16 protein-coding genes, 1 tRNA gene and 1 riboswitch are annotated in these 21,716 nt (G+C 74.0%); of the genes, 11 read left to right on the forward strand and 6 right to left on the reverse strand.

Features of this window, described 5'->3' with window-relative positions; genetic code table 11:
- Positions 1 to 673: 673 nt before the first annotated feature.
- From AB0O01_RS28050 to AB0O01_RS28070, 5 genes are all read left to right on the forward strand, one after another.
- A complete protein-coding gene (locus tag AB0O01_RS28050; protein WP_365317570.1) occupies positions 674 to 1,354 on the forward strand; it encodes a GNAT family N-acetyltransferase in 681 nt (226 codons plus the stop codon).
- Positions 1,351 to 2,193, forward strand: a complete 843-nt coding sequence (locus tag AB0O01_RS28055; protein WP_365317572.1) for a M15 family metallopeptidase — start codon at positions 1,351 to 1,353, stop codon at positions 2,191 to 2,193. The genes AB0O01_RS28050 and AB0O01_RS28055 overlap by 4 nt, the downstream gene beginning before the upstream one ends.
- A 194-nt stretch (positions 2,194 to 2,387) precedes the next feature.
- A complete protein-coding gene (locus AB0O01_RS28060; RefSeq protein WP_365317573.1) occupies positions 2,388 to 2,912 on the forward strand; it encodes a hypothetical protein in 525 nt (174 codons plus the stop codon).
- Between the two features lie 93 nt (positions 2,913 to 3,005).
- Positions 3,006 to 4,586, forward strand: a complete 1,581-nt coding sequence (locus AB0O01_RS28065; protein ID WP_365317575.1) for an SPFH domain-containing protein — start codon at positions 3,006 to 3,008, stop codon at positions 4,584 to 4,586.
- 193 nt (positions 4,587 to 4,779) lie between these two features.
- Positions 4,780 to 5,841: a helix-turn-helix domain-containing protein gene (locus AB0O01_RS28070; RefSeq protein WP_365317625.1), complete on the forward strand. Its 1,062-nt coding sequence runs from the start codon at positions 4,780 to 4,782 to the stop codon at positions 5,839 to 5,841.
- A 239-nt stretch (positions 5,842 to 6,080) separates the two neighbouring features.
- On the opposite strand, the gene ribA is transcribed toward AB0O01_RS28070, so the two are convergent.
- Both ribA and AB0O01_RS28080 read right to left on the reverse strand, forming a co-directional pair.
- Complete coding sequence (gene ribA / locus AB0O01_RS28075; protein WP_365317577.1) at positions 6,081 to 6,773, reverse strand: GTP cyclohydrolase II RibA; 693 nt, start codon at positions 6,771 to 6,773, stop codon at positions 6,081 to 6,083.
- A gap of 131 nt (positions 6,774 to 6,904) precedes the next feature.
- Positions 6,905 to 7,456: a MarR family transcriptional regulator gene (locus tag AB0O01_RS28080; protein ID WP_365317578.1), complete on the reverse strand. Its 552-nt coding sequence runs from the start codon at positions 7,454 to 7,456 to the stop codon at positions 6,905 to 6,907.
- Between the two features lie 150 nt (positions 7,457 to 7,606).
- Between AB0O01_RS28080 and AB0O01_RS28085 the strand changes: the two genes are divergently transcribed.
- The 5 genes from AB0O01_RS28085 (at position 7,607) to AB0O01_RS28105 (ending at position 13,321) form a co-directional block, all read left to right on the forward strand.
- Positions 7,607 to 8,851, forward strand: coding sequence for a dihydrofolate reductase family protein (locus AB0O01_RS28085; protein WP_365317580.1), 1,245 nt, complete (start codon positions 7,607 to 7,609; stop codon positions 8,849 to 8,851).
- A 192-nt stretch (positions 8,852 to 9,043) separates the two neighbouring features.
- Entirely contained in the window at positions 9,044 to 10,261 is a 1,218-nt protein-coding gene (locus AB0O01_RS28090) for an alginate lyase family protein (RefSeq protein ID WP_365317581.1), read from the forward strand.
- Between the two features lie 94 nt (positions 10,262 to 10,355).
- Positions 10,356 to 10,429 (forward strand) — tRNA-Met (locus AB0O01_RS28095).
- A 344-nt stretch (positions 10,430 to 10,773) separates the two neighbouring features.
- Entirely contained in the window at positions 10,774 to 11,850 is a 1,077-nt protein-coding gene (locus tag AB0O01_RS28100) for a PP2C family protein-serine/threonine phosphatase (RefSeq protein WP_365317583.1), read from the forward strand.
- A gap of 225 nt (positions 11,851 to 12,075) precedes the next feature.
- A riboswitch (cyclic di-AMP (ydaO/yuaA leader) is annotated at positions 12,076 to 12,241 on the forward strand.
- Positions 12,242 to 12,253: 12 nt separating this feature from the next.
- Positions 12,254 to 13,321 carry a M23 family metallopeptidase gene (locus tag AB0O01_RS28105; protein WP_365317627.1) on the forward strand — a complete coding sequence of 356 codons (1,068 nt, stop codon included), beginning with the start codon at positions 12,254 to 12,256 and terminating at the stop codon, positions 13,319 to 13,321.
- Between the two features lie 81 nt (positions 13,322 to 13,402).
- Here the strand turns inward: AB0O01_RS28105 and AB0O01_RS28110 are convergent, their stop codons facing one another.
- The 4 genes from AB0O01_RS28110 to AB0O01_RS28125 all read right to left on the reverse strand — a co-directional run bounded on the left by AB0O01_RS28110 (position 13,403) and on the right by AB0O01_RS28125 (position 18,746).
- Positions 13,403 to 14,728 (reverse strand): PrsW family intramembrane metalloprotease, encoded by a 1,326-nt coding sequence (locus tag AB0O01_RS28110; protein WP_365317585.1) that lies wholly within the window; start codon positions 14,726 to 14,728, stop codon positions 13,403 to 13,405.
- A gap of 176 nt (positions 14,729 to 14,904) precedes the next feature.
- Positions 14,905 to 15,786, reverse strand: a complete 882-nt coding sequence (gene trmB, locus AB0O01_RS28115) for a tRNA (guanosine(46)-N7)-methyltransferase TrmB (protein WP_365317587.1) — start codon at positions 15,784 to 15,786, stop codon at positions 14,905 to 14,907.
- A gap of 78 nt (positions 15,787 to 15,864) precedes the next feature.
- On the reverse strand, positions 15,865 to 17,085 hold the full coding sequence (lhgO, locus tag AB0O01_RS28120; protein ID WP_365317589.1) for an L-2-hydroxyglutarate oxidase: 1,221 nt from the start codon (positions 17,083 to 17,085) through the stop codon (positions 15,865 to 15,867).
- Between the two features lie 233 nt (positions 17,086 to 17,318).
- Positions 17,319 to 18,746, reverse strand: a complete 1,428-nt coding sequence (locus tag AB0O01_RS28125; RefSeq protein WP_365317591.1) for an MFS transporter — start codon at positions 18,744 to 18,746, stop codon at positions 17,319 to 17,321.
- 736 nt (positions 18,747 to 19,482) lie between these two features.
- On the opposite strand from AB0O01_RS28125, the gene AB0O01_RS28130 reads away from it, so the two are divergent.
- Complete coding sequence (locus AB0O01_RS28130) at positions 19,483 to 21,597, forward strand: asparagine synthase-related protein (protein WP_365317592.1); 2,115 nt, start codon at positions 19,483 to 19,485, stop codon at positions 21,595 to 21,597.
- The last annotated feature ends 119 nt before the right edge of the window (positions 21,598 to 21,716 follow it).

Here is a 21,716-nt window from a genome sequence, read left to right on the forward strand (position 1 = left end):
GTGAATGTGTGGGTGGGTGAGTGAGTGGGATGGGGGGCAGGCGTACGTTGGGTCCTTCTCCACGCTAGGGCGGGTGGCAGGGGGCCGCACGTGGACGGTCCTCCAGTGCCCTGTCCTTCCAGGGCTGCCGGCGCTGTGATGAGCAGCACCCCCGTGCGGAACGCCCCGGCGGTTTCCTTGCCGGCCCCCCGGCTCGCAGGGCCGCTCCGTTCGCCTCCGTTCGCCCGAGGACCACCGCTCCGACCTGGTCGATGTCCCGTCCGACCGCTCTCGTCCCCGGTCTGTCGGGGGCGGGCATCCCGCGCCGGGTCCGGCGCGGTGCCCCCGGCGTCCCGTGCGGTCGCTGTCAGCGGGGCGCCGATTTTTACCTTGTTTTTCTACTCCGGCCAGCAAATTTGCCGATGTGGACGCCGATCGAAACGCCCTCGCCGCATCGAGCCCCGGCCCGCAACGGCGGCCCCTCCCGGACGCGTTCGGCCCCGCCGGATCCGCCGGTCCTGCCGAATCCTCAGGTGCCGCAGGTCTCCCCGGGTCCGCAGGTGCCGCAGGCCCCGTCCGGTCGCCGCTCCCGCCACCGCGCCCGCGCCCGCCCGGCGCCACGGGCCCCGTCGCCGTCCACGTATCCCCCGCCCTCCCCCTTCCCCCCTCCCCCGGGCGCTGCGCGCTGCGCCCCATGGCCGCCGAGGACCTGGACTACGTCGTCGCCGAGCATCTGGCGCACTTCCCGGAGGGATTCTTCGCCCGGCTCGGCCGCCGCTACTTCACCGCCTACACCCGCACCTATCTGACCAGCGCCCACGCCCGCGCCTACATCGCCGAGTGCGACGGCGTGCCCGTCGGGTTCCTGGTCGGAGTCACCGACCCGGCCGCCCACCGCGCGCACCTCATGGCCGAGCACGGCCGCGGCCTCGCCCTGCGCGCCTGCGCCGCCCTCTGCGTACGGCCCGGTCTCGCCCTGCACTTCATCCGCACCCGGCTCGGCCGTTACGCCCGCAAACTGCTGCCCGGCGTCCGCCCGCCGCAGCCCGCCCCCGCCGCCACCGGCACCCCGGCCGAGGGCGTCAGCGCCGTCCTCGCCCATGTCGTCGTCAGCACCCGGCTGCGGTCGTACGGGCTCGGATCGGCGCTCGTGCGGCGGTTCCTGGACGATGCCACGGCCGCCGGGTGCGCCCGGGTCTGCCTGGTCACCGCCGCCGGGCCGGGCGGCGCGGGCCCCTACTACGAGCGCCTCGGCTGGCTCCGCACCGACGAACACCACACCCCCGACGGACGGCTGCTCCTCAGCTACGAGTTCCCGCTCCCCGCTCCCGCCGCCCCCCGCCCCCCGCTGCCCCGCCGAGGTACCGCACCATGATCCGCCCCGCCCGCCGAACGGCCCCGCTCGCCCTGACCGCGGCCCTCCTGCTGGCCACCGCCTGTACGACCACCACCACCGACCCGGAGCCGGAACCGGAAGCCGTGCCCAGCACATCCCGGCCCGCGCCGACCTCCCCCACCCCGAGTCCCACCCCGACGCCCACGCCGACGCCCACTCCTACTCCGACCTCAACTCCCTCTCCCACGCCCTCCGCCGAAGCCGACGCGGACGCGGACGCGGAGGTCCGGCCCGTTTCCCGGGAGCAGTGGGCCGCGATGGAGGACGCCGGGATGGTGCGGGACGGGTGTCCGGTGACCTCGCCGGATCAGTTGCGGCGGGTGGAGGTCAACCACTACGGGTTCGACGGCCGCGTCCACCGCGGTGTCCTCGTCGTCAACGCGGACACCGCCGAGAGTGTCGCCCGGATCTTCACCGCGATCTTCGACGCCGGGTTCCCGATCCGCAGCATGCGCCCGATGGAGGAGTACGACGGCGACAACACCGCGAGTCTCGCCGCCGACAACACCGCCGCCTTCAACTGCCGCCGGCCCGACCAGATCAACGCGCCCCCGGCCGAGTCCCCGCACGCCAACGGGCGGGCCATCGACATCAATCCGCTGGAGAACCCCTGGAAGGACCTGCGCTGCGACTGCTGGCAGCCCAGCGCCGAGTTCCGGGAGCGGACCGCCGGTGAGGGGAAGATCCTCGAAGGCGGCGCGGTCTGGCGGGCCTTCGACGACGAGGGCTGGGTCTGGCAGGACATCGATGTCCCGGACTACATGCACTTCGACACCGGGTACCCCTCCCGTCCGTTCGGTGAGGGGGCGGACCGCTGACGGGGCGGAGCGCTGACGGGGCGGAGCGCTGACGGGGAGGGCGGGCCGACCGCAGGTCGACGGCGTCGGTCGGTCGGAAAGTGGCATTAAGAGCGCGTAAAGATTGCCGGGATCAGGCAATGTCTGAGCACCGCCATCCGTGTCAAGATTCCGTCAAGACGGAGATCAGCGACACGGGGGACGGGGGTGCGCGGATGACCTGGTTTCTAGGACTCGGCATAGCGGGGGTCGTGCTGCTCTCGTTGTCGCTGATCTTCGACGGGGTGGTGGAGGGACTGCTCGACGGGGCTCTGGGGAGCGGCCTCGACGGGTGGCTGTCGTTGCCGGTCGTCGCCGGGTTCCTGGCGATGACCGGTTTCGGCGGAGCCATCGCGCACGGGGCGTTCGGACTCGGGGCCGTGGCCGCGACCGGCGGGGGAGCGGTGCTGGGGGCGGGTACCGGGTGGCTGACCTATCGGTTCAGCCACGCCCTGATGCGCGATCAGACGGCTGTGACACCCACGGGGGAGGACTTGATCGGTACGTCCGGGAAGGTGGTCACGGCCATTCCCGCCGACGGGTTCGGCGAGGTGCTGCTGCGGCTCGCGGGACAGCCGGTCAAGTTCGCGGCCCGCAGCGCGGTGCCGGTGGCGCGGGGGGCGGAGGTCTGGGTGGAGGCGGTGCCGTCACCGACCTCGGTCCTGGTCCGGCCGGTCACTCACGACTCTTCCTTCGTCTGAATCCCGGGTCAGCCGGTACCGGGTCTGCCCATCTCGATGCCCGATCTCAACTCACCCGATCTCACTCATCCGTTCTCAACCGGGGGTGCTGCCATGAGCCCTGTTCTTGTCGCCGTAGCCGGGGTCGTCGTGCTCCTCGCGCTGCTCGCGCTCGTCGTCGTCAGCCGTTACAAGGTCGCGGGTCCCAGCGAGGCGTTCATCGTCACCGGGCGGCGCGGCAAGAAGTCGACCGACCCCGAGACCGGGCGGGTCTTCACCGACAACAGCGGGCAGAAGGTCGTGGTCGGCGGCGGGGTCTTCGTCGTGCCGTTCGTGCAGCAGAAGTTCACCCTCGACCTCTCCTCCCGGCACATCCCGGTCGCCGTGCGCGGAGCCGTCACCCTGCGCGGGGTGAAGGCCAATCTGGACGGTGTCGCGATCGTCAAGGTCGGCGGCACCGAGGACTCGATACGGGCCGCGGCCCAGCGGTTCCTGATGCAGCAGGACGGCATCGTCGGCTTCACCCAGGAGGTGCTGTCCGGCGCGCTGCGGGCGATCGTCGGGCGGATGTCGGTCGAGGACGTGATCCGGGACCGGGCCGCCTTCGCCGGGCAGGTCGCCGAGGAGGCGGAGGCGAGTCTGTCGGGGCAGGGGCTGGTGCTGGACGCGTTCCAGATCCAGGACATCACCACCGAGGGCTCGTATCTGGAGGACCTCGGGCGGCCGGAGGCCGCCCGCGCCAAGCAGGAGGCCGACATCGCCGAGGCGGTGGCCCGGCGGGCGGCCGAGCAGGCACGGCTGAAGGCCGAGGAGGAGATCGCGGTCGCGCAGCGCACCTTCTACCTCAAGCAGGCCGAGATCAAGGCCCAGACCGACGAGGCCGCCGCGCGGGCGGCAGCCGCCGGTCCGCTCGCCGAGGCCGCCCGGCAGCAGGAGATCCTCGCCGAGCAGGAGAAGGTCGCCGAGCACCAGGCCGCGCTCACCGACCGCCAGCTCGACACCCAGGTCCGCAAGCCCGCCGACGCCCAGCGCTACGCCGCCGAGCAGGAGGCCGAGGCCAAGCGGGTCGCCCGGGTCAAGCAGGCCGAGGCCGAGCGGCTGGCCGGGATCGCGGCGGCCCAGGCGGAGGCGGAGCGGGCCCGGCTGACCGGTGAGGGCGAGAAGCAGCGCCGCAGCGCGCTGGCCGAGGCGGAGGCCATCGAGGGCCTCAAGCAGGGTGAGGCCGAGCGCGCCCGCCGCGCGGCCATCGCCGAGGCGGTACGGCTGGAGGGCGAGGCGGAGGCGGCGGCCATCGGTGCCAAGGGTGCTGCGGAGGCGGAGGCCATGCAGAAGAAGGCCGACGCGTTCGGGCAGTACGGCGACGCGGCCGTGCTCCAGATGCTGGTCGAGGTGTTGCCGCAGGTCGTCGCGAAGGCGGCCGAGCCGCTCAGCGCGGTGGACAAGATGACCGTCATCTCCACCGACGGGGCGAGCCGGCTCTCCCGGACCGTCACCGACAACGTCGCCCAGGGCATGGAACTCCTCGGTGCCACCACCGGCGTCGACCTCGCCGAACTCCTCAAGGGCCTCACCACCGGCCGCACCGGGAACCCGGGCACTGGTGACAGCGGCAGCGGCGGCACCGGTGGGAGCGGCGGGAGCGGTGGCGGCAGCGGGAGCAACGGGAGCAACGGGAAGATCGAGATCACCGGCTGACCGGCCGACCGGCCCCCCCGCCCGCTGCGCACCTCCCTCCCCCCGGAATCCGGCAGACTTGATGCGTCACTGGTCCCAGCTCCCCCACCCGGAGCGAGCGCCGGTGGCGCATCAGCCGTTCGGGCCGTACGGGGAGGACACCGCAGCCGTGACGGAGCCCGGGGAAGACGACTACCTGGCCGGATACGCCGAGATGCTCCGCGACGCCGGAGCCACCGGCCGCCGGCTGACCCGTGCCGAACTGGACTCCCGGCGGGCCCAGGGCGAGCGCGCCGCCGAGGCCGGGCTGGGCCTGCGGGTCCTGGTGCGCGGGCACCTCGCGGCGACCCGGGCCCTGTGGCCCACCCTGTCGGCGTCAACGGGTGGCACCGGGGGTGCCGGCGGCTTCGGCGGCTTCGGCGGGTTCGGCAGTGAACAGCTCCTCGCCGCCGTCGAGCAGGCCATCGACGCCTTCGCCGAGGGCCATGAACGCGCCCAGAAACTGGCCGTCCGCCGCGAGGAGGCGGCCCGTCGGGAGTTCATCGACGATCTGCTGTACGGCCGCAGCGACGTGGGCCGGATCGTCGAGCGGGCGGAGCGGTTCGGGCTGCTGCTCTCCCACGCCCACGCGGTCGCCGTCGCCCGCGCCGCGACCCCGGTCGACGACACCCACCCGGCCACCCGCCAGGTGGAACAGGTGCTGTTCGCCCGCTTCGGCGAGCGGCGGATACTGCTGGCCACCAAGGACGGCCGGCTGATCTGCATCGTCCCCGGCGACGACGGCGAGATCCTCACCTTCTTCGCCCAGCAGGCGCACGCCGCCACCGCGGGCGGCCAGGTCGCCATCGGCCGCGCCCACCCCGGCGCGGGCGGGGTCGCCCACTCCTACGAGGAGGCCCTGGGCGCCCTCGACCTGGCCGCCCGCCTCCGGCTGGACGAACCGGTGCTGCGCGCCGCCGACCTGCTGGTCTACCCGGTGCTCACCCGGGACCGGCAGGCCATGGCCGACCTGGTGCGCCACACCCTGGGCCCGTTGCGGGAGGCCCGCGGCGGTGCCCAGCCGCTGGTGGCCACCCTCACCGCCTATTTCGACGCCGGATGCGTGGCCGCGGAGGCCGCCCGGCGGCTGAGCCTGAGCGTCCGCGCGCTGACGTACCGCCTGGACCGCATCCACAAGCTCACCGGCACCAACCCCGCCGACCCCGTGCACCGCTACACCCTCCAGACCGCGGTGATCGGCGCCCGGCTGCTGGGCTGGCCGGAGTCGGAGGTCTGACCCGGCCCCGGGGAGGCCCTCCGCTCATCCCGCTCCGGGGATGCCCTCCGTTCGCCCTGCTCGGGGGATGCCCTCCGCTCATCCCGCTCCGGGGATGCCCTCCGTTCGCCCTGCTCGGGGGATGCCCTCCGCTCATCCCGCTCCGGGGATGCCCCCCGCTCACCCCGCTCCGGGGATGCCCTCCGCTCGCCCCGCCCCGCGGAGGCCCCCACTCACCCCGCCCCCCCCGACGCCCCCGCTCACCCCGCTGTCCGGTCCACCAACTGCGCCAGCGGCAGGGTGTGCCGCGTCTGGAGCACCTTCGCCCGCAGATAGCGGACGTTGTGCGCGGTGGTGAAGACCCCCGTCGGGACCCGCTCCCGGACTGTGGCGCCGAGGGTGCGCAACTGCTCCGCCTTGTCCGGGTTGTTGGAGAGCAGATCCAGCTCACCGATGCCGAGCGCGCCGAGCATCTGGGCCGCCGCGGTGTAGTCGCGGGCGTCCTCCGGGAGGTCGAGCGCCGCGTTGGCCTCATAGGTGTCCAGGCCCTGGTCCTGGAGGGCGTACGCGTCGAGCTTGTTGTAGAGGCCGATGCCCCGGCCCTCCTGGCGGAGGTAGAGCAGGACGCCCCCGCGGTCGGCGATGCGCTCGACGGCCTCGCGCAACTGCGGGCCGCAGTCGCAGCGCGCCGAGCCGAAGACATCGCCGGTCAGGCACTCGGAGTGCAGCCGCACCAGGGGGACCGCGCCGGGTGCCGGGTCGCCGAGGACGACGGCGAGATGCTCCTGCCCGTCCGTCAGCCCGTGGAAGGTGATCAGCTCGGCGTCGACGCCGTAGCCGTCGCCGAAGCGGAGGGGGACCCGGACACGGGTCCGGACTGAGGCGGGGGAGGGGCCGGGGTCGGGGGAGGGAGCGGGGCCGGGGTGAGGGTCGGGGGCGGGACTGTGGGGCATGGAGGTCTCCGGACGCATCGCTGCTCGTTGCTTCAGTTTTGAAGCAACCCATCGGGCGAACGTGACCCTACGCCACGCTTTAAATTTGAAGCAACCCATATGCCCCACCCTTCCGAGGGGCACGCCGGGTCTCAGGTGCACGCCGTCGACCGCCGCAGCCACGGAACACCCCGGCCGCCCCCCACCCCTCCCGTGCCCTCGCCGGCCCCTTCCTCCCCCTCAGCCCCCTCCGCCCCCTCCAGCGCCCGAGCCACCCCCGTGAAGATCTCCTCCAACTGCCCCACCTGCTCCGGCGTCAGATGGTCGAACAGCGCCGCCCGGACCGTCTCGACATGCCCCGGCGCGACCCGCTCCAACAGCGCCATCCCCTCGTCGGTCAGGACGGCGATGCTCCCCCGCTTGTCGCTGGCGCACCCCTCGCGCCGGACCACCCCGTCCTTCTCCAGTCGGCCGACGGCGTAGGTCAGCCGGCTGCGGGTGATCTTCAGCAGCCCGGCGAGGTCGGTCATCCGCAGCCGGCGGTCCTCGGCCTCGGAGAGGTGGGTCAGGATGGAGTAGTACAGATGCGGCATCCCGGCCTCCGACTGGAGTTGCCGGTCGAGCGCGTCCTCCAGAAGCAGCACGGTCCCGATGTACGCGCGCCAGGCGCGCTGCTCCTCGGGGGTGAGCCAGCGAGTCGTCATGGTCCCAGTGTAGGTTTGCTTAAAATTTGAAGCCAAGTCCCGCCCCGCACCCCGCCATCCCGCACCCCGTCACCCCTCAGAACCGTAGGCCCCCTACCCCCTGCGCACTACCCCCCTACCCCCCTACCCCCCCGGAGGGACACCCCGCCCATGCCCCATCCCCACGTCCTCCTCTCCGCAGCCGTCTCCCTCGACGGCCACCTGGACGACACCGGCCCCGACCGGCTGCTGCTCTCCGGCCCGGCCGACTTCGACCGGGTGGACGAGGTACGGGCGTCGGTGGACGCCATCCTGATCGGCGCCGGCACCCTCCGCGCCGACAACCCCCGGCTGCTGGTGAACTCCGCCGAGCGCCGCGCCGCCCGGATCGCCGCCGGGCGCCCCGCCTACCCCCTCAAGGTCATCGTCAGCGGCTCCGGCGACCTCGATCCGGCCGCCCACTTCTGGCACACCGGCGGCGAGAAGCTCCTCTACACCACCGACCGGGGCGCCGAACGCGCCCACGCGACCGGCCTCGCCACCCCCACGCCGGTCGCCACCCCCACGCCGGTCGCCGCCACCACGGAAGGCGCCCCCACCGCCGAAGGCACCCCCGCCCCTGAAGGCACCCCCACCCCCGGAGGCCCCCCCACCATCGTCCCCCTAGGCCCCACCCTCGACTGGCGCGCTCTCCTCACCGACCTCCACGACCGGCGCGGCATCCGCCGCCTGATGGTCGAGGGCGGCGGCACGATCCACACCCAGCTCCTCACCGAGGGCCTCGCCGACGAACTCCATCTCGTCGTCGCCCCCCTCTTCGTCGGCGACCCGGCCGCCCCCCGCCTCTTCGGCCCCGGCGCCTACCCGCCCGGCCGCCTCCGCCTCCTGGAGACCCGCCGGATCGAGGACGTCGTCCTGATGCGCTACGAACCCACCGCCCCCGGCACCGGACCCCTCCCGTCCGCCGCCGACCACCACTGGCTCCAACTGGCCTGCGCCCTCGCGGCCGACTGCCCGCCCTCGCGCACGGCGTTCAGCGTCGGCGCGGTCGTGGTCGCCGAGGACGGCACCGAACTGGCCCGTGGCCACTCCCGCCAGGCCGGTGACCCGGTCGTCCACGCCGAGGAGGCCGCCCTCGCCACCCTGGACCCCGCCGACCCCCGCCTGCCCGGCGCCACCGTCTACTCCAGCCTCGAACCCTGCGCCCACCGCGCCTCCCGCCCCCGCCCCTGCGCCCGGCTGATCCTCGACGCCGGGGTCCGCCGGGTCGTCACCGCCTGGCGCGAGCCCGGCACCTTCGTCACGGACGCCGACGGCACCGGACTGCTCACCGCCGCCGGTGCCACCGTCGTCGTCCTCCCCGAGCACGAGCCGCAGGCGAAGGCCCCCAACCACCACCTGCACCTGCTCCGCTGACGCCGCTCCGCCGATCGGCCCAACAACTTCTGCGCCCTCCCCCACCCCCCGGCACGCTGCCATGACCGGCAGGCGGCGGACGACGCGGAGGTGGTCATGCGGGGAGTGGGCGCACACACGGTGACCGGCCGCCGGCACCGGCCCGGGGCCCGGTCCGGGGCGCGGTCCGGGGTCGGGCCCGGGGCGCGGGGGGTGGCTCCGGCCGCGCTGATCCTCGTCCTCCTCGCCGTCACCGCCACCATCACCGTCACCGCCTGCGGCACCCTCGACCCCGGCTCCCGGACCCGGGCCCGCGCGCTCGCCGCCGGGGAGCCCTTCACCCACCCCGGCGTCCTGCTCGGCAGGGCCCAACTGGACGCCGTACGGAAGAAGGTCACCGCCGGGAAGCAGCCGTGGCTGTCGGCGTACCTCGACATGCGGGACAGCCGGTACGGGTCGTACAAGTACCGGGCGCGGCCGGTCGCGGACGTGTCCTGCCCGGCCGGGGACGGGCCCGGCACCGGCTGCGCCGAGGAGCGCGCGGACGCCATCGCGGCCTACACCCAGGCCCTGCTGTTCACCGTCACCGGCAAGCGGCAGCACGCCGTCAAGGCCGCCGAGATCATGGACGCCTGGTCGGCCAAGCTGAAGCGGCACAGCGGGGCCGGTGCCGTACTCCAGGCCGGACGGTCCGGCGGCATCTGGGCGCGGGCCGCCGAGATCGTCCGGCACACCCCGGGCGCGGGCTGGCCGAAGGACCGGGTCCACCGCTTCGAGACCATGCTCCGCACCGCCCACCTCCCCCATGTCACCCGCTCCGCGCCCGACGACGACGGCAGCCGCGCCCTGGTCACCACCGCCGCCGCGCTCTCCCTGGCCGTCTTCCTGGACGACCACCGCACCTTCGACGCCTCCCTCGCCCGCTTCCGCGACCGCGTCCCCGCGGTCTTCTACCTCCGGCGGGACGGCCCGCTGCCCCGCACCCCGGCCGGTGCGGCGGCCGGGACCCCGGAGCGGATCCGCGCGTCCTGGTCCCGGCCGCGCGCCTTCGAGGACGGCCTGACCCAGGAGACCTGCCGGAGCCTCGCCCGGGTGGGCCACGCCGTCGCCGCCACCGCCCACGCCGCCGAGACGGCCTGGCACCAGGGCGTGGACCTGTACGAGGACGCCGCTGCCCGCCTCAAGGCGGCGCTCACCCTGCACGCCCCCTACGGGCAGGGCCGTCCCGCCCCCGGCCGGCTGTGCGGCGGCGGGGACGTCGAAGGGAACCTCGGCCCCGGACTCGAAGTCGCCCTCAACCATCTGGAGAACCGCCTCGGCACCCCCGTCCCGGCCGCCCACCGCCTGGCCACCGCCGCCCGCCCGGCCGGTACGGACGGACTGCTGGTCGCCTGGGAGACCCTCACCCACGCCGGAAACCCCGGTGAATAGGTGAAGAGCGGGAGAAAAGGGGAGGGCGGGGGCCAAGGGCGGCGGCCGTGTGTGCGACCCCTCCCGTCCATGGCGTACACTGGTGACACACCGACGCGGGGTGGAGCAGCTCGGTAGCTCGCTGGGCTCATAACCCAGAGGTCGCAGGTTCAAATCCTGTCCCCGCTACTCAAGGCTCAGGGCCGGAATCCGGATCACGGATTCCGGCCCTGAGTGTTTTCGCCCCTCAGTCCCCGCGTCCCTATCGTTCCCCCCTCCCCCCGTTCATCCGGTCGGACCGCCCGGCTCGCCCGCCGCTCCCGCTCCGGCAACCCTGGACGGACAGGGACGAAGGCGGGAGACGCGAGGTGCGGCCTGGTGAGGCGGAGGGCGAGGGGCCGTACACCGGGCCGCCGGGGCCGGGCAGGACACCGCGAACCGGCACACCACGAACCGGCACACCGCAAGGCGGCACACCGCGGAGCGGAACGGCGGCGCAGGGCGGGTTCTCGTACATCCGACCGGTTGTGCGCGTGCTCCCGGCCCTGATGATCGTCGGCGGCGCGCTGTACGAGTCCCTGACGCCCGACCAGTTCACCGCCGTGCCGTTCTTCACCGCCGCGCCCCTGATCGCGGCGCCGCTGTTCGGGCTGCGGTACACCGTCCTGACCGGGGTGGTGGCCGTGGTGGTGATGTTCGTGGTGCACCTCGGGGTGGACCAGCCGTTCTCCGCCAAGACCATGACCGAGGTCATCACGGTGGCGACCGTCGCGGCGCTCGCCGTGCTGATCAATGTGCTGGTGCGGCGCAGTGACGCCCGGCTCGCCTCCGCCCGGGAGATCGCCGAGGCGGCCCAGCGCGCGGTGCTGCCGGAACCGGACGAGCGGATCGGCGGGTTCGACATCGCCGCCCGCTACGAGGCCGCCCAGGCGGGCGCGTTCATCGGCGGCGACCTGTACGCGGTGCAGGACACCCCGCACGGGGTCCGGCTGGTGGTCGGGGACGTGCGCGGCAAGGGGATGAGCGCGGTGGCGGCCGTCGCGGTGGTGATCGGGGCGTTCCGGGAGGCCGCCGAGCGGGAGACCACCCTGGAGGCGGTCGCCGGGCGGCTGGAACGGGCGCTGGCCCGCGAGGGCACCCGGCGCGACGGGCTGGACGCCTTCGAGGGGTTCACCACCGCCGTCCTCGCCGAGATCCCGCCCGGCCGGGACCTGGTCCGGCTGGTCAACCGGGGACACCCCGGCCCGCTGCTGCTGTACGCCGACGGCTCGCTGCGCGCGCTGCCCGCCACCGAACCGGCGCTGCCGCTGGGGATGGGGGACCTGGGCAGTTGGCCGGACCGGGCGCAGGAGGCGGAGTTCCCGGGCGGGGCCACGCTGCTGCTGTTCACCGACGGGCTGTCCGAGGCGCGGGACGGGCACGGCGAGTTCTTCGAACCGGAGGAGGAGTTGGCGGGACGGCGGTTCCGGGGGCCGGCGGAACTGGTGGCGGTGCTCTCCGAGGAGGTGCGGCGGCACAGCGGGGGCGGGATGACGGACGACATGGCGCTGCTCGCCGTACGGCGGCCCGGTGCGGAGCCGGGCGGACCCGCGCCCGGTCACGGTGGGTAAATGAACGACCGCCCTCCGCATAACATCTGAGTCACCGTCATAAAGTGGCGGCCGTCGCCTCCTGCCCGTTCGGCGGTCGACTCGCCCGAATTTCGCCCGTTCATCGCCCGTACGTCCGGCGTAAGAGCGTGAAGGATCTCCAGGAAGCGCTTGGAAATCACCCCTGGGTTCTATTACTGTCCGATAACGCAGCGCGGTCGTACCAGCCGTCACAAGAGGCGGCTCCGTGCTCAAGCGCCGAATTCCGCAAGGGAACCGGGGAACCACCACTTTGGGGTGAATCGGACGTATACCGCCATGGCCGCTGTCCGCGACCTGGCCGGTGACGCCCGTAGGAGACCTTCCTCTCCGAACCCGTCAGCTAACCCGGTAGGCGATGAGGGAAGGAAAGGAGTACGCCTACGTGGCGTCCAACCGGCCTGCTCCAGGGGCCCCGTTCGTCCCCGCCCAGCGCACCGGCGACACCGTCGGCACGGTCGAGACCGTCGTCTACGGCGGCCCCCGCACCGACGAGGGCCCGTGGGAGGAGTGGAACCCCTCCGCGGAGACCGTCCGTCCGGTCCGCAGCGGCCGGCACCGGGTGGCCAAGCAGCGCGGCGGACTCGCCCGCGGCGGCCTGGCCCGCAGCTCCACGGTCCTGGGCGTCGGTGTCATAGCCGCCGTCGGCGCGGGCGGCATGGCCACCGCGCAGACCGGCAAGCCGCCGGTGGCCATCTCCCTGCCCGACCTCGCCACCTTCACGGACGACGAAGGCGACACGGACGAGCCCGAGCCCGAGCCGACCACCACCCCGCTCAGCAGCCTCGGCGTCACCCCGGCCGACACCGACCAGGGCACCACCGACGCCGGTGAGGCGCTGCGCGCCCGCATCCTGGCCCAGGCCGAGAACCAGCAGGACCAGGTCGACACCAAGGCCGCCAAGGCGCTGCTCGCCGCCGCCGAGAAGGAGGCCGCCGAGGCCGCCGAGAAGGCGGAGAAGGAAGCCCGCGAGAAGGCCGCCGCCGAGAAGAAGAAGGCGGAGGAGGAGGCCGCGCGCAAGGCCGAGGAGGAGCGCCTCGCCAAGCTGGCCAAGCAGTTCGCGCTGCCGACCTCGTCGTACACCCTCACCTCGACGTTCGGTCAGGCCGGTTCGCTCTGGTCCTCCGGGTACCACACCGGCCTCGACTTCGCCGCGCCCACCGGCACACTCCTCAAGGCCGTCCACTCCGGCACCATCACCTCGGCCGGCTGGGACGGTTCGTACGGCTACAAGACCGTGCTGACCCTCGATGACGGTACCGAGATCTGGTACGCCCACCAGTCCTCGATCAGTGTCAGCGTCGGCCAGAAGGTCACCACCGGCGAGGTCATCGGCCGGGTCGGCGCCACCGGCAATGTCACCGGCGCCCACCTCCACATGGAGGTCCACACCGGCTCCGGCGGCAGCCTCGACCCGCTGGCCTGGCTCCGAGACAAGGGCCTCAACCCCTGACGGACCGTTCCCCCTCCCGGCGGTCCTGACGACAACCCCCCGACGTCAGGGCCGCCGGTTCCGTCTGTCCGCCCGCCGCCCTCAGGAGCGATACGGGTTGCCGCCGTACCCGGCGACCGTGTGCCGCGGTGGGTACAGCCGGACCGGCGGGGCCGTGAGATGGGCGGCGTGGGCGAGGGCGGGTCCGGCGATGTGCCGGCGCTGCCAGAGCGCCGCGAGCAGTTCCCGCTCCCGGGTGACGAAGTCGGCGCGGGCCCGGCCCCGGTCGCCCCGGTGGCGCAGGACCGCGAGCGAGGTCGCGTACGTCTCGTACTCGGCGACCGTACGGGCCGCCGGGCGGCCGAGCCTGCGGCCCGCGTACTCCCGGGCGAGCCTGCGGGCCCGCATCGAGCCGAGCGCGTGGGGCTCGGCGGGCGAGAACCAGCCGGTGGCCGCATACGCGGGCAGTTCCTCGCGGACCATCCGCAGTTCGCGCTGCCGGATCCACACCACCACCCCGGTCAGCAGGGCGAACGCGGGCACCATGAAGGTGCCGTAGACGGCGAAGAAGCCGTGGTCGCCCAGGGACGAGGAGCCGTTCCACAAGGCGTGCAGCCCCATCGCCAGCAGCAGCCCGGCCGGGGGCAGCAGCACGCGCCGCCGCCGCTGGTGCTCCCCGGCGAGCGCCGCGACCCCGAAGCCGATCCCGGTGAGGACGGTGAACAGCGGATGCGCGAAGGGGGACATCACGACCCGGACGAAGAAGGTGGCGACGGTGACCGCGGCGACCCCGGTGTCCCCGTCGGCCCGGTCGGTGCCGAAGGCGCTGCCCAGATAGAGGATGTTCTCGGTGAAGGCGAAGCCGGTGGCGGTGACCCCGGCGATCACCACCCCGTCCACGACCCCGGTGAAGTCCCGTCTGCGGAAGAGGAAGACCAGCAGGATCGCGGCGCCCTTGGCGGACTCCTCGACGACCGGCGCTATCACGGTCGCGCCGAGAGTGTCCGCGCCGCTCGGGTCGGCGGTGGCGGTGGCGATCCAGCGGGTGGCGAAGCTGTTGGTGACGATCGCGATCAGCGCCGCCGCGCACGCCCCCCAGGAGAAGGCGAACACCAGATTCCACCAGGGGCCGGGTTCGACCCGGTCCAGCCAGCGGAACGCGGCTATCAGCGGCGGCACCGGCAGCAGGGCCAGGCCCAGGCCGACGAGAAACCCCTCGGTGCCGGTCTCCTGGCGCACCAGCGCGAGGATGACCACCCCGGACAGCGCCAGCAGCCCGACCAGCCCGCCGTGGCGCACCCGCCGCAGGGCCGTCGGACGGGCCAGCGCGTACCGCACCCCGCGCCGCCACCATCGCTCACGCCGGGGCGCCGGTGCCTCGGCGGCCGGGCCGCCGGGGTGGATCGGGTACGGGGGGTTGGTGGCCACGACGTCGACCCTAACGAGACGGTGCGCGGGCCGCGACGGTGCCCGGGGGGCGGGGAACGGGCGGGACGGGCGCGCGGATGGGGGGTTGGGGGTTCGGGGGTTGGGGGGGAGGAAGAGGGACGGGGGTTGGGGGGTTCACAGGGGTCGCTGGAGCTCGGGCTGGGGGTGCGGTCGGTTTACGGGTTGAGGGGGTCTTCCCCGTGGGGTACGCGGCGGAACATCACGTCGTTCACCGCGTGCCCCTTGTCCAGGCCCTGTCCCTCGAACCGGGTCAGCGGGCGGAAGGCGGGACGCGGGGCGAACCCGCCGTCGTCCCGGGTGTTGGCGAAGCCGGGATGGGCGGTGAGGACGTCGAGCATCTGCTCCGCGTACGGCTCCCAGTCGGTGGCGCAGTGCAGCAGGGCGCCGGGGCGCAGCCGGGTCGCGGCGAGGGTGAGGAACTCGGGCTGGATCAGCCGCCGCTTGTGGTGCCGCTTCTTGGGCCAGGGGTCGGGGAAGTAGACCCGCAGCCCGGCCAGGGAATCGGGGGCGAGCATCTCGCGGAGCAGGATGATCGCGTCGCCGTTGCCGACCCGGACGTTGGCCAGTCCGGACTGCTCGGCGAGGTTGAGCAGATTGCCCTGGCCGGGGGTGTGGACGTCCACGGCGAGGATGTTGGTGTCCGGGTCGGCGGCGGCCATCTGCGCGGTCGCCTCGCCCATCCCGAACCCGATCTCCAGCACCACGGGGCGGGCGTTGCCGAACAGCTCCCCGAGGTCGATCACCCGCTGTCCGTCGATGTCCAGTCCCCACTGCGGCCACAGCCGCTGGAGGGCGTCCGCCTGGCCCGCGGTGACCCGGCTGCGCCGGGGCTGGAAGCTGCGGATCCGCCGCTCGAAGTGCGACCCGGCGGGATCGGGCTGCGGCCCGTCCGGAAACCGCGGCTCCCCCTTGGCCCTGCTGTGCCGCACGGAGACACCGGGGAGGTGGGGGAGGTGGGAGGCGGGCGAGGCGGGCGAGGTGGGCGACGTGGGGGTGCGGCCGGGGCGGCGCTCGGGGGAGGGGGAAGAGTCAGACACAGTGGGGCGATTTTACGTGGGGGCGGGGGTTGCCGGGGGGCTGGGTTCGGGCGGGCCGGCTCACACCTTCGGGCTGACTCACACCTCCCCCAGCGCCGACAGCGCCCTGCGTGCGACCTCCCGGCCGATGGGGAGGGAGGCGGTGGCGGCGGGGGAGGGGGCGTTCAGGACATGGACGGCCCGGGGGCCCTCCTTGATCAGGAAGTCGTCCACCAGGGACCCGTCCCGCAGGACGGCCTGCGCCCGTACCCCGGCCGGGGCGGGCACCAGGTCGTCCTCCCGCACCACCGGCAGCAGTCTGCGCACGGCCGTGGCGAACGCCCGGCGCGACAGCGAGCGGCGCAGCTCACCGCCGCCGTACCGCCAGTGCCGCCGGGCCAGGTGCCAGACGCCCGGCCAGCTCAGGGTGGTGGCGATCTCGCGCGGGCGGACCACACCCCACCCGTACCCCTCGCGGGCGAGCGCGGGGACGGCGTTGGGGCCGATGTGGACCCCGCCGTCGATCCCGCGGGTGAGATGGACGCCGAGGAACGGGAACGCCGGGTCGGGCACCGGATACACGAGTCCACGCACCAGCTCGGGGCGGGCCAGCTCGTAGTACTCGCCCCGGAAGGGCACGATCCGCATCTGCGGGTCGTCGCCGGTCAGCCGGGCGATCCCGTCGCAGTACAGCCCCGCGCAGTTGACCAGGACCCGGCCGCGCACGATCTCGCCGGCGCGGGTGAGCACGGCCACGCCCCGCTCCGGGCGGCGGTCGATACGGACGGCCTCCTGTCCGTAGCGGATCTCGGCGCCGGACGCCTCGCCGAGGAGGCGGGCGACGGCGGCGAAGTCGCAGATCCCGGTGGTGCCGACATGGATGGCGGCGAGGCCGCGGACCTCCGGCTCGTACTCGGGGATCTGGGCGGCGCCCAGCTCGCGGACCGGTATGCCGTTCTCCCGGCCGCGCTGCACCAGGGCGTGCAGCCGGGGCAGCTCGGCGCGGTCGGTGGCGACGATCAGCTTGCCGGTCACGGCGTGCGGGATGCCGTACTCGGCGCAGAACTTCACCATCTCCGCGGCCCCGCGCACCGCGTACCGCGCCTTGAGGGAGCCCGGCCGGTAGTAGATGCCGCTGTGGACGACCCCGCTGTTGCGCCCCGTCTGGTGCCGGGCCGGGCCCGGCTCCTTCTCCAGCACGGTCACCCGCGTACCGGGCGCGGCACGGGTGATCGCGAACGCGGTGGACAGCCCGACGATGCCGCCCCCCACGACGAGCACATCACAGTCGTACCCACCCGCACTGCGCACCTGCACCACCTCCCACCTCGATAGTGCACTGCGCCACTGACATTCACTTCAAACCAGGGGAAGCGCCGGTGTCCGGCGGGAGACAAAGGAGGGCCTGGGACCGTACGGCGCCGGGGAGCGCATCGCCGCTCAGGGGCGCTGGGGGTACCCCCTCCGGGGAGGAACTGCGCGAACACCCCCCACCGGCGGAAACCCCGCCGACAACCTCACCCCCCGCCCACACCCCCCGGCACCGAAAAACCCTACGCAGGCGCCATCATCAACAGCGGCCGAGCCCGCTCCCGCAACTCCACCACCCGCGGCTCATCCCCGTACGGCTCCAGCCGGTGCAGCAGATCCTTCACATACTCCGTCGTCCGCGCCGAAGAGATCCGCCCCGCCACCTCCACGGCCCGCACCCCCTGCTCGCACGCCGCGTCAAGGTTCCCCGACTCCAGCTCGGCCACCGCCGACACCACGAGCCGTAAACCGTGCGACCGCACGAACTCCTCCGTCGGCCTCGACAGCGCCTGCTCGGTGAACCTCCGCACCTGCCGGGGCGCCTTCAGATCGCGGTAGCACTCCGCGGCGTCCGCGGCGAACCGGTCGTAGGAGTAGAAGCCGAGCCAGGACGGGTCGTTGTCGCCCTCCCGGGACCGCTCCAGCCAGCCCTCCGCCGCCTTGAGCGCGGCCCCGGCCGCCTGGGCGTCCCCGGCGCGCGCGTGCGCGCGGGCCTCGACCAGCCGGAAGAAGCTCATGGTGCGGGCGGTGGCCAGGCCCCGGTTGCGCTCCAGCGCGGCCTGCGCGAGATCCACGCCCTCGTCGCCGAAGCCGCGATAGGTCGCCTGGAGCGACATCGAGGCCAGCACATAGCCGCCGAGCGGGACGTCGGCCGCCGCGCGGGCGAGCCGCAGCGCCTGGATGTAGTAGCGCTGGGCGGCCTCCTGCTGGCCGGTGTCGAAGGCCATCCACCCGGCGAGCCGGGTGAGTTCGGCGCTGGCCCCGAACAGGGCGCGGCCGACCTCGTCGGAGTAGGAGCCGAGCAGCAGCGGGGCGGCCTCCACGCGCAGGCACTCCGGCACCATGGACGAACGCCAGTCGCCGCCTCCGTACTTGGAGTCCCAGCGCCTGGCGTCCTCGGCTGCCTCCCGCAGCTTCTGCACATCGCTGTGGCCGACTTTGAGCGGTGCGCCGGAGCCCTCCGAGGGGTGTGCGTCGCGCGCGACCGAACTGTCGGCCGGGGTTATCAGCCACCGTGAGGCGGGCGTTGCGTACGCGCTGACCGCGAACGAACCCGCGAGGGACTGCCAGATGCCGCCGGAGCCGGCCCGGCGTCCGGCGAGGTCGAGGCGGTACAGCTCGGTGGCCGAGCGCACCGCCTGTCCCACGTCCCGGGGGAAGGCGAGACCGACCTCGGGCGCGGGGTCGGCGTCGGCGAGCCCGATCTCGTGCAGCGGCACCGGGCGGCCGAGTTTCTGGCCGATGGCGGCGGCGATCAGATGCGGGGCCGCACCCTGCGGCACCATGCCCTTGGAGACCCAGCGGGCCACCGAGGTCTTGTCGTAGCGAAGAGTCAGTCCGCGCTGGGCGCCGAGGTCGTTGACGCGCCGCGCGAGTCCCGCGTTGCTGATGCCCGCGAGGGCGAGAACGGCGCCGAGTTTGTCGTTCGGCCCGCGTTGCTCCCTGGACATTGCGCCACCCCTCGACACAGACGGCTGCCGCGCTGGCATAGGCACGCGGCATTCGTAAACCCAGCGTAGTTCGCCGCATCCCAAGCGTTAAGGGGCCTTTTTCCGGATGGCGGGATTGTGGCCCGTACGGAAGTGCGGGCCGTGCACGGTGCGTTGCGGCGTGCTCCCGTTGTGTGGCCGTGCGCCTGTCCGTGCGCTCTTCTCCGGCCATCGGGGGAGCGGTTCCATGATTCCTGCGTGGGTCGGCCCGCTGTACTGGACCAGTGGGCTGGGGGACACCGCCGCCTTCATCCCCGCGGGCGGCGGAACGGTCCGGGGGGCGGACTACCGCCTCCCGGGCTGCGCACCGCCGGGCGGTGCGCAGAGCATTGACGGAGCGTGGCCAAAGCCGCTCCCCGGGCGCTCCCGAGTTTTTCACACGCCCGCGATTTGGCTGAAAATCATCCCTGTGCGCCTACCCTGACCACCCCTCCCACCATACGAATTGACGGCGCGTTGGGTGCTTTGGGGGCGTGTTGTGGGGGCGCATTCGAGTCGAAGTGATAGTCCACGCGCGTGTGTTCGGTCGGATAACGCCCCGCGCGCGAGGACGTGTCCCCCGCCCGCCCCCTGCATCGCCCTCCGCCCATCTCCCCTTGACGAGCGGCTCCGCCGCCCCACCACTTCACGCTCTTCGTGGCAGCATGGGGACCGGTTCGTACGGTGCACTGGTTGTCCACAGCCTGTGGAGGCTTCGATGCGGTGGTTGGTGGGATGGAGCAGCGCCGCCACGCCGGCCGTGGGCGGCGGTTCCGCCGGCTCCGCGGGCGCCACCGGCCCCGACGGCGAGACCCTTCAGCCGGTGGGCTCCCAACTCCTGTGGGGCGACCCCGATCCGCTCTGGGCGGTCGGCGACTGGCGCCCCGACGAGGTCCGGGTGGTCTCCGCCGACGCCCAGACCCGCGTGGCTGTCCTCGGCACCTGCGCGGCCTCCGACGAGGAACTGCGCGTCGCCCTGTTCGCCGCCCGCGGGGGCGCCCTGCGCCATCTCACCGCCTGGCCCGGCAGCTACACCGCCGTCGTCCAGGTCGGCCGCCGCCTCACCGTCTGCGGCGACCTCGCGGGCGCCCGGCCCGTCTTCCACACCCCCTGGTCGGACGGGACCGCCTACGCCACCGCCGCCCTCCCGCTCGCCGACCTCATCGAGGCCAACCTCGACTTCGGCCATCTCGCCGCCCTGCTCGCCGCCCCCGACGTCCCGGCCGCCCTGCACGACTCCACGCCCTACGAGAGGGTGCGGCGCGTGCCGCCGGGTCACGCGCTGATCCTGCGCGCCGGCGCGCGCGAGATCGCCGGGTACGAGCCGGTGGCCTCCCTCGCCGTGGCAGCGCCCCCCGCCGACCCCGACAGCGCGGTGGACGCCGTACGGGACGCCCTGGTGGACGCCGTACGGGCCCGGCTGGCCGCGCCCCGGCATGTCCCCGGCGCGGGCATCGACCCCGGCCCGGTGCCCGGCATGGGGCCCGCCGAACGGCGTGCCGCGCGCGGGATGCCGGTTCCCGGGATCGGTGCCGACCTCTCCGGCGGCCCCGCCTCCGCCACCCTCGCCCTGCTCGCCGCCGGTCTGCCCGGCAACCCCGGCACCGTCCTGGGCCACGGCACCGGCGCGGGCGAGCGCCTGCTCGCGGTCACCTTCAACGACCTGGCCGTCCCCGGCCGGGAGGCCGAGGTGCAGCGGGCCGGTGAACTGGCCGCCAACCCCCGCCTGCACCACATCGTCGTCGCGGGCGGCGAGGAGACCCTCCCGTACGCCGACCTGGAGGGCCCGCTCACCGACGAACCCGGCGTGTCGCTGGTGTCGGCCGCCCGGCACCGGGCCCGCCTCGCGGCGGGCAGCGCCGACCACTTCACCGGCTACGGCGCCCGCCAGGTCCTGGACGCCCACCCGGCCCGCCTCGCCGACCTCCTCATGGACCGCAAACGCCGCCACCTGGTCCGCCCGGTGGCCGCCCTGGCCAAGGCAGAGGGCTCGGTACTGGTTCCCCCGCGGGTGTACGGCGCGGCCCGCCGCCTCGCCCGCACCCCCTACCGCACCGGCGTCGACGGCCTCGCCGACCGCCTCATGGACCGCCGCTTCGACGAGCCCGGGGGCGCGGTCGGCGCCTCGCTCGCCGCCCTCACCTGGGCGAGACCGGGCCCGGCGGCCCGCTGGCTGACTGGCGAGGCACTGGCTGAAGTATCGGTTCGCCTGCACGGTGAGCCCGGCCGTTCCGGCGTCATGGGCCCCGGCCAGCGCCCCGGCGACTTCCGTGCGCGGGCCGCCCTCGCCCGCCACGCCGCCGACCTCCGCGTCCTGGAGCAGGCCGCCGAGATCCGCTTCCAGCGCCTGCACACCCCGTTCCTCGACAACCAGGTCGTCCGCGCCTGCCGGGCCCTGCCCGAGGCCCTGCGCGTCCAGCCCGGCGCCCGGGCCGCGATCCTGCGTACGGTCCTCAAGGGCGCCGGCGTCACCGACCTCCCGCCCGGCTGGGGTGCCCCGACCCACGCCCCCGCGGCAGCCGCCGCCCGCACCGGCCTGCGCGTCGCCCTCCCCCACTTGATCGACCTCTTCGAAACCCCGCTCCTCGCCGAGGCGGGCCTGGTCGAGGCCCGCGTCGTCCGCAAGGCCCTGCGGGCGAGCGCCGAGGGCGAACCCCTCCCGGTCGACGGCCTCGCCCACCTCGTCTCCCTGGAACTCTGGCTCCGCCGCCTCCTGTCCCGCCGAGGCACCTGCTGGACCGGCACCCCGGCCCGCTCCCGAGCGGTCCCCGCAGGCATCACCCCCCAACGAGGAGCCCTGGGCACCCCCAACACCCCAGCAAGACGCTCCTGACCCCACCCCCTCCAGGGGCCCGCGGAATCGCGCACTATCAAGCACAGTCGGGGTGACGCGTTCCCAGGGGCGCGGGGAACCGCGCACTCACCCTTCACGCACCCGCACCCACCCCCCTC

Origin of the sequence: Streptomyces sp. NPDC093252, from assembly GCF_040683675.1 — a bacterium.
In the GTDB taxonomy this organism is placed as follows: Bacteria; Actinomycetota; Actinomycetes; order Streptomycetales; family Streptomycetaceae; genus Streptomyces.

What these genes read in the sequence shown, in the direction of transcription:
- AB0O01_RS28050 (WP_365317570.1), top strand. Translation starts at nt 674, where the DNA reads ATGGCCGCCGAGGACCTGGACTACGTCGTCGCCGAGCATCTGGCGCAC.
- AB0O01_RS28055 (WP_365317572.1), top strand. Translation starts at nt 1,351, where the DNA reads ATGATCCGCCCCGCCCGCCGAACGGCCCCGCTCGCCCTGACCGCGGCC.
- AB0O01_RS28060 (WP_365317573.1), top strand. Translation starts at nt 2,388, where the DNA reads ATGACCTGGTTTCTAGGACTCGGCATAGCGGGGGTCGTGCTGCTCTCG.
- AB0O01_RS28065 (WP_365317575.1), top strand. Translation starts at nt 3,006, where the DNA reads ATGAGCCCTGTTCTTGTCGCCGTAGCCGGGGTCGTCGTGCTCCTCGCG.
- AB0O01_RS28070 (WP_365317625.1), top strand. Translation starts at nt 4,780, where the DNA reads ATGCTCCGCGACGCCGGAGCCACCGGCCGCCGGCTGACCCGTGCCGAA.
- ribA (WP_365317577.1), bottom strand. Translation starts at nt 6,773, where the DNA reads ATGCCCCACAGTCCCGCCCCCGACCCTCACCCCGGCCCCGCTCCCTCC.
- AB0O01_RS28080 (WP_365317578.1), bottom strand. Translation starts at nt 7,456, where the DNA reads ATGACGACTCGCTGGCTCACCCCCGAGGAGCAGCGCGCCTGGCGCGCG.
- AB0O01_RS28085 (WP_365317580.1), top strand. Translation starts at nt 7,607, where the DNA reads ATGCCCCATCCCCACGTCCTCCTCTCCGCAGCCGTCTCCCTCGACGGC.
- AB0O01_RS28125 (WP_365317591.1), bottom strand. Translation starts at nt 18,746, where the DNA reads ATGTCCAGGGAGCAACGCGGGCCGAACGACAAACTCGGCGCCGTTCTC.
- AB0O01_RS28130 (WP_365317592.1), top strand. Translation starts at nt 19,483, where the DNA reads ATGCGGTGGTTGGTGGGATGGAGCAGCGCCGCCACGCCGGCCGTGGGC.